This is a genomic window from Pseudomonas sp. PARCl1, from assembly GCF_947311875.1.
Taxonomy (GTDB): domain Bacteria; phylum Pseudomonadota; class Gammaproteobacteria; order Pseudomonadales; family Pseudomonadaceae; genus Aquipseudomonas; species Aquipseudomonas juntendi.
The window spans coordinates 1-5,562 of sequence record NZ_CAMZMX010000088.1 but is presented as its reverse complement, the minus strand read 5'-3'; the positions used below and the strand labels follow the sequence as shown (position 1 = coordinate 5,562).

Genomic DNA, 5,562 nt, shown 5'->3' with positions numbered 1-5,562 from the left:
CTGACGACTCATGGCACCTCCTATTTGGGCCTCATTATGAGGCTTGGAGGTGTCTACGAAACCAGGGGCGATTCAAAAAGCTGAGAAGACCTTACCCACATCTCACAAAAGCTGAGTGGCCTAGTGAGGGTCAGTGTTTCCACTGCGCGACCGATGTGTGCCTTTACGCTAAGGGATGAGGAGTAGTCGCAGCGATCCTTTAGCTCCAAGTCTCGCGACCTTGGGTTCAGAATCCGACCGGCAATGCCCGCCGTCACTACTTCAGAGGAACCAGCTTCCTCTGCTGCCAAAATTACGGGGGGGCTCATGCTGGTACCCAGACCCGACTAATGCGCAGTTGCAGCCCTCAATCGCAAGGCTAATCTAGGCGGCACGCGTGTCAATCAACATCTGATGCATGGCTGTGGTCACATCCTCTATGAATCAACCCTCCCGCCTTCCGTCCTCTCAGGAAATTTGATCATCTCTATCCTGAGGCGGAACCCTGAGCCATTTGAACGATATTTAAACCAGGATAGCCAGCTTGTTTTCGACAGAGGTATACAGATCGATGTCCGTCTCCGGGGTTTTGATAGAGATGATCAGGCTGTAACGAGCAGGGAGCGTGTACCGGTTGAGATTAGGCCTGGTCCTCCACCAACCCATCCCAGGAAACACAGCCAGTAAGCCGCGGCTTGCCAACTCAGCAGCCGTACCTTTCCAAATGTCTTGGTGAATGGACCCTTTGTGCCTGTATTGCCCCCCGAGGAGCCAGTCTGGATCCTTCGGTGCCATTCCTTCATTCACCTGTTCAGCGGCAGCATTTACGCGGCCTACAAAATCTTCAGGCCCTTCCAAGGGCCGCTTAACATCAAATCTTAGACGGTGTGATGGGTAGTGATATTTGGACGCAGAACCACGAGCGGAGGGATTAGGCTCGACAAAATAAGAAAGGGTGACCTTCATCTCCACCTCTGCACCTTGCAGAGCTTCAAGCTCGTCCTTTGGCCAAGGGATGTTGTGGAGGTTCATCTCCTTCGTATCGATCTTCCCCTTACCTTTCTTATAAGGGTAGAGCTGGTCTTCCACCACCAAGGTGAGAGTGTTGCTCGCACTCCAAAGAGCACGCTCAAGACTCGGTTCTCCCCAGCCGGCATGTCGAATGAGGTTTACGTAGTCCGATTTCACTGGGCGAGCAGGGAGATAAGCCTCGCGCATAGCTTCCGACCATTCTGCTGAGTGAACAATCAGGGCGCGGACTGTCTCTGGACGCAAGGCCGGATACTGAACCAGAATTTGGGCCGCCATACGAGAGCACAATGCCGACGCCGCGCTCGTAGCGTTAAAGGTACAGAATCGTCTTGCCTCGAACTCATTCTTGGCGGTGAGTAGATTAAGGCTCGCCATCCCCGCTGCGCCATATCGGTCCTTGGCAGCATTGCCCCCCTCAAAAACCACGTCCGGTTTCAATGGCCAGGCACTTTCCCACGTAGCAGAGGTTGTGGTGAAGGGGCTGAGCCCACCTTCTTGCGCTATTGGTTCATAGGCAGTGGGTCTCGTGTCCATTTTACGGGTACAGGCACCCACTGTCAGAGCGTTCCAAGCCTGCCCTGGATCATGGATCAGGTTGGTGCTCAAGCTCGCGGGATAAAGCATCCAAGCGTTGATGTCGCGAATGTTCCCGGCCGATTGGATAAACAGCCTGGGGAACTCACCTTCGTTATCGGCATCTGCAGCCAGGCTATCCAGCTTTGAAGACCAGGAGGATGGGCGACCGCGGTCACGATAGTCCTCGGCGCTAACTGCTGAATTAAAGACCCTGGATCGATCCGCGTGGCTAATTTCTGGTCGCGCCACCCCTTCAGCAAAAAGAGACGCATGAAGCAGTGCGTTCCCCTCGTTCGCCCCATGGCTTGGAAGAAGCTTCACCGACTCAAGCCGATGATGAATGCTCACACGTTCAAGTGATGATAGGCAGTCGGTAAGATCGCCATAGGCTGCGAGGGCTGCCATGCCGGTGCCGTGGTTCTCCTCATCGTGCTTACCCCACTGAGGGTTAACGGTGTGAGTATCCTCTTCCTCGATCAGTGGACTGAGCAAGGGGTGGGCGCGATTGACACCAGAATCCAGCAAACAAATCCTGGGAGCGTGACGATTGACTGCTGGGAAATCAGTTCTCGCAACCAATTCATCCAGCCATTCGATTTGCTCTTCATTGGCCAAGTCATCGAAGCTGTCTGCGGTTTCTTTGGCTCGACGAAGCTCAGCGACACAGTTGAGCCCCATCACCGATTGCGAGAATTGGCGCTGGGAACCTTTCATCAGCACCACAGTTCGTTCGGGAAAATCAGCTCGTGCTTCGCTGACTACGCATCCACTACCTTCGACGATCTTAGTGAAATCGTTAATAACGGCCTGGCGCGCACCTCGTACCGGAAGCCACACCTCCCACCAAAACTCTTTTGATTTGTCGTCCGGCAGCAAATCTGGATCGTCTGTCCATAACGCTTCCAACTCGGCGTTGCGAATCGATTCGATCGTGTTGACTAGGTTACGGTGGTCTCGGGGATTACCATTCTTGTCCTTCTTCTCCTGAAGGTACTCCGTAACGATCCTCTCAAAGTGGTCGAGCTTGCCATCGGGGACGAAGACGTTGGCAATGGTCTGGTCTCCCTCTTGGCGTACGCTGAGGAGTTCGATTTTCTTGCGCTCATCACCAAGGCTTTGGAAAGCCATTTCCACATCGGGCTGACCGACGAACTGGATTTGCAAGCCCAAGCCGCTTTCAACATCTATCCCCTGTTGAAAGTTCTTAGCTGCTTCGGCCATCGGCTTCAATGCGTGCAGTTGATGCTGAAGTGACGCACCATGCTGCTGCCTTGGCAAATCTGGGATCTGCGGTTTTACGCCACCCTTAGAGGCATGTGCCGTGAAATCTCTCGGCTTAGAATTTTTTGGCAGTATTAAGTGTTCACGCTTTGCGTTTCTTTTGTCCGGCATGGCTCGCTGCTACGTTGTTTTGCCAATTTCTGGCTGAGCAGTTGGCGGTCCATCAATGCCTTGCCCAGCGTCTGTCCTTTGACGCGTTCTTCATCGTGCATAACGGCATCTTTGATAGCGTCATCCACCGCCCGCCGGATTTCGGCATAGCTCAAACCAGCAGCCTTTTCCCCAATGGCCTTGGTTGAAAAGGGCTTAGGCGCGAAATGTCCAAGCCGCGAACGAATAAGACTCGATGCTTGTTCAGCAGTCGGTAAGTGATACTCGATGACGTCATCGAAACGACGAAATAAGGCGTAGTCAAGGATCTCGGGGTGATTAGTCGCGGCAATGATTAGGCTATTTGACTGGTCTTCTTCGATCATCATCAAAAAGCTATTGAGTACCCGGCGTATCTCGCCAACATCATTTGGCATTCCACGCTGGGAACCAATTGCGTCGAACTCATCAAAAAAATAGACACCACGGACTTCAGCTATGGCATCAAAAACCTGCCTCAGCTTCGCCGCAGTTTCACCCATAAACTTGGTAATAAGCGTGTCCAAACGGACAAGAAAGAGCGGCACCCCGAGCTCACCAGCAAGAGCGGATGCGGTCATGGATTTACCCGTTCCTGGGGGGCCTACCAACAGCACCTTCCTGCGAGGAGAAAGCCCATGCTCTCGTAGACGAGAAAACATTCGTTGCTCTTTCAGCACTCGTTGCAACTGAGCTGATGCTGCGTCGTCGAGAACCATTTCAACGAAACGATCTTTTGGGTAGGTAACGCTCAGCAAGCCCGCCATTTCGCCGCGAGGCTTGGCAAGGGGTGTGGGGCTATTGCGTCGACCTTCAAGACTCACGCTGCTTTTAGCAGCATCGATCATGTCGCGCAGATCGGTCGCGAGCTTGCCATGGCCCGATTTAGCTTCGCGTGCGGCAACCTGCATCGCTACGGAATAGAACTGACTGTCATCCCGTTCGATGTGAGATTTCACGAGCGCTTTGAGCTGTTCGGCGCTGGCCATTTCTGTTACCTGATCTCTGCAAAAAAATGCCCAATCCGTGGCTATGGCGACGACGCGGTGCTCAGGATAGGAGGGACTCAATGACTCGCATCCTGCTCGCCAAAGCAGGATTACGTTATGCCACCATGGTAGCAGTTAGAGTCAAGGGAGACGACTCTATTCCTATGAGCGGTGTCCTGATTTGAGTTTGAGGGATCGTCCCCATTCAGACCTCGTCTGAGGCTCAGGAGCACCAGGATGGGCGTCAAGGAGGTGGTCATCTTGAAGTGGACTATGCTGACCTGTTGCTCTCAAATCTAATCGTGAGGTCCTCCATGGCAAACCCCAATCTGCTGGCCCGATTCAGAGATGAAGTCCTTCTGGCCGGGCCTGAAAGCTCCCTACCTAGCAACCTATCTCAGTTCTGGCTTGAGGAGCTCCAGAATCATCTGGAGAGGTATTTCGACGGTTTGAACTCGGAGCCAGATGCAGAAGAGAAGGATCTCGACATCTCCCTCCCACTCGCAGCGATCATCCACATCTTGCTCGCAAAGAACGGTGGTGAGGAGATATCCGAGAGCTCTGAAAAGCTGTACGAGTATTTCCAAGACTACCGGCTCGAACTGGCCCTTGAAGAGATCACGCGAAAGACTCATGTGGCTGCTGAGGCTGCAACCATTGAGACCATCTTCACCAACCGAGATGTCCTGGTCGAACAAGGCCCCCTTCTTCAATAGGTACCTCCACCGATGTCATCGCCGGCGGGCACGCTCCGAGGCATTGATGGAATGCATTTTGACGGCTGCCGAGATCAGTGAATGAAAGAAATAGCTGCGCCGATGTTCGATCTAATCGCATTGTCGCTTCCACGAGGGTTGGGGTTTGGGGACAACCCGCCTGTAGGGGCATGGCTTAGTGAGGACGGACTTTCTTGTGCCGCTCTAACTCGAAATATCCAATCCGGCGGCTTCGGAGTAGTCACCTTACGGCGTCGTGTCGATAGCGTGTGGGTGCTCCTCAGCCATGGTGAGTGCACCGCTCGCGAGTCCGAAGCCCGCACCTCAATCAGCCATTTTCTCAATACCCAAGCCCATCCGCTTCCACTCCCTTCAGGTGAACGACGACGTGCTCCTCTAAGCAGAATGGGTAAGCGCACACCAAGCGTGGTGTTCAAATCACTATTTGATCCAAGCCGCCGTATTGGGGCGTGGGCGCTGAATCAACTGTATCTCGCACTGCCATCCCCAGACAGAAATTGGGTTCCCGATTGCCAGACTGAGAATTTTCACACCCGCCTTTGGGAGGCCCACCTATTAGCAATTTTTCGTGAACAGGGACTTTTGGTCACCCAGCCTAAAGAATCACCCGATTTTCACATCGAGAATAGGCTGGGAGATGAGGCCTGGGTTGAAGCAGTGACAGCCAACCCGGAAGAGCGGTATGAGCATTTTGGCGCCTCGCCGGTCCCCCCACCCGTTGACCGACATGAGCGCTTCTTAGGAGCTGCTGCAGAAAGGTTTGTAAGCGTCCGGCGAACTCACCTTCCGAACTCCAGCATTAAGGGCGATGGTGTCCGCGTATTTTTAAGCGGACGCGA

The 5,562-nt window shown here is 53.6% G+C and carries 3 protein-coding genes and 1 pseudogene; 2 read left to right on the top strand and 2 right to left on the bottom strand.

The genetic code is table 11. The annotated features are described in order from the left end of the window. Positions 1-504: 504 nt before the first annotated feature. Together QME24_RS24500 and QME24_RS24495 are read right to left on the bottom strand one after the other, a co-directional pair. Positions 505-2,979, bottom strand: coding sequence for a S8 family peptidase (locus QME24_RS24500; RefSeq protein ID WP_280091127.1), 2,475 nt, complete (start codon positions 2,977-2,979; stop codon positions 505-507). After that, positions 2,943-3,986: an ATP-binding protein gene (locus QME24_RS24495; protein WP_049696548.1), complete on the bottom strand. Its 1,044-nt coding sequence runs from the start codon at positions 3,984-3,986 to the stop codon at positions 2,943-2,945. The genes QME24_RS24500 and QME24_RS24495 overlap by 37 nt, the downstream gene beginning before the upstream one ends. A gap of 314 nt (positions 3,987-4,300) precedes the next feature. Here QME24_RS24495 and QME24_RS24490 point away from each other — a divergent pair, with 314 nt between their 5' ends. Beyond that, positions 4,301-4,702, top strand: a complete 402-nt coding sequence (locus tag QME24_RS24490; protein WP_280091128.1) for a hypothetical protein — start codon at positions 4,301-4,303, stop codon at positions 4,700-4,702. A gap of 81 nt (positions 4,703-4,783) precedes the next feature. Continuing rightward, a pseudogene (locus tag QME24_RS24485) lies at positions 4,784-5,562 on the top strand (hypothetical protein); the annotation flags it as partial.

Excerpts from the sequence above, each read along its gene's own strand:
- QME24_RS24500 (WP_280091127.1), bottom strand. The coding sequence starts at position 2,979 with ATGCCGGACAAAAGAAACGCAAAGCGTGAACACTTAATACTGCCAAAA.
- QME24_RS24495 (WP_049696548.1), bottom strand. The coding sequence starts at position 3,986 with ATGGCCAGCGCCGAACAGCTCAAAGCGCTCGTGAAATCTCACATCGAA.
- QME24_RS24490 (WP_280091128.1), top strand. The coding sequence starts at position 4,301 with ATGGCAAACCCCAATCTGCTGGCCCGATTCAGAGATGAAGTCCTTCTG.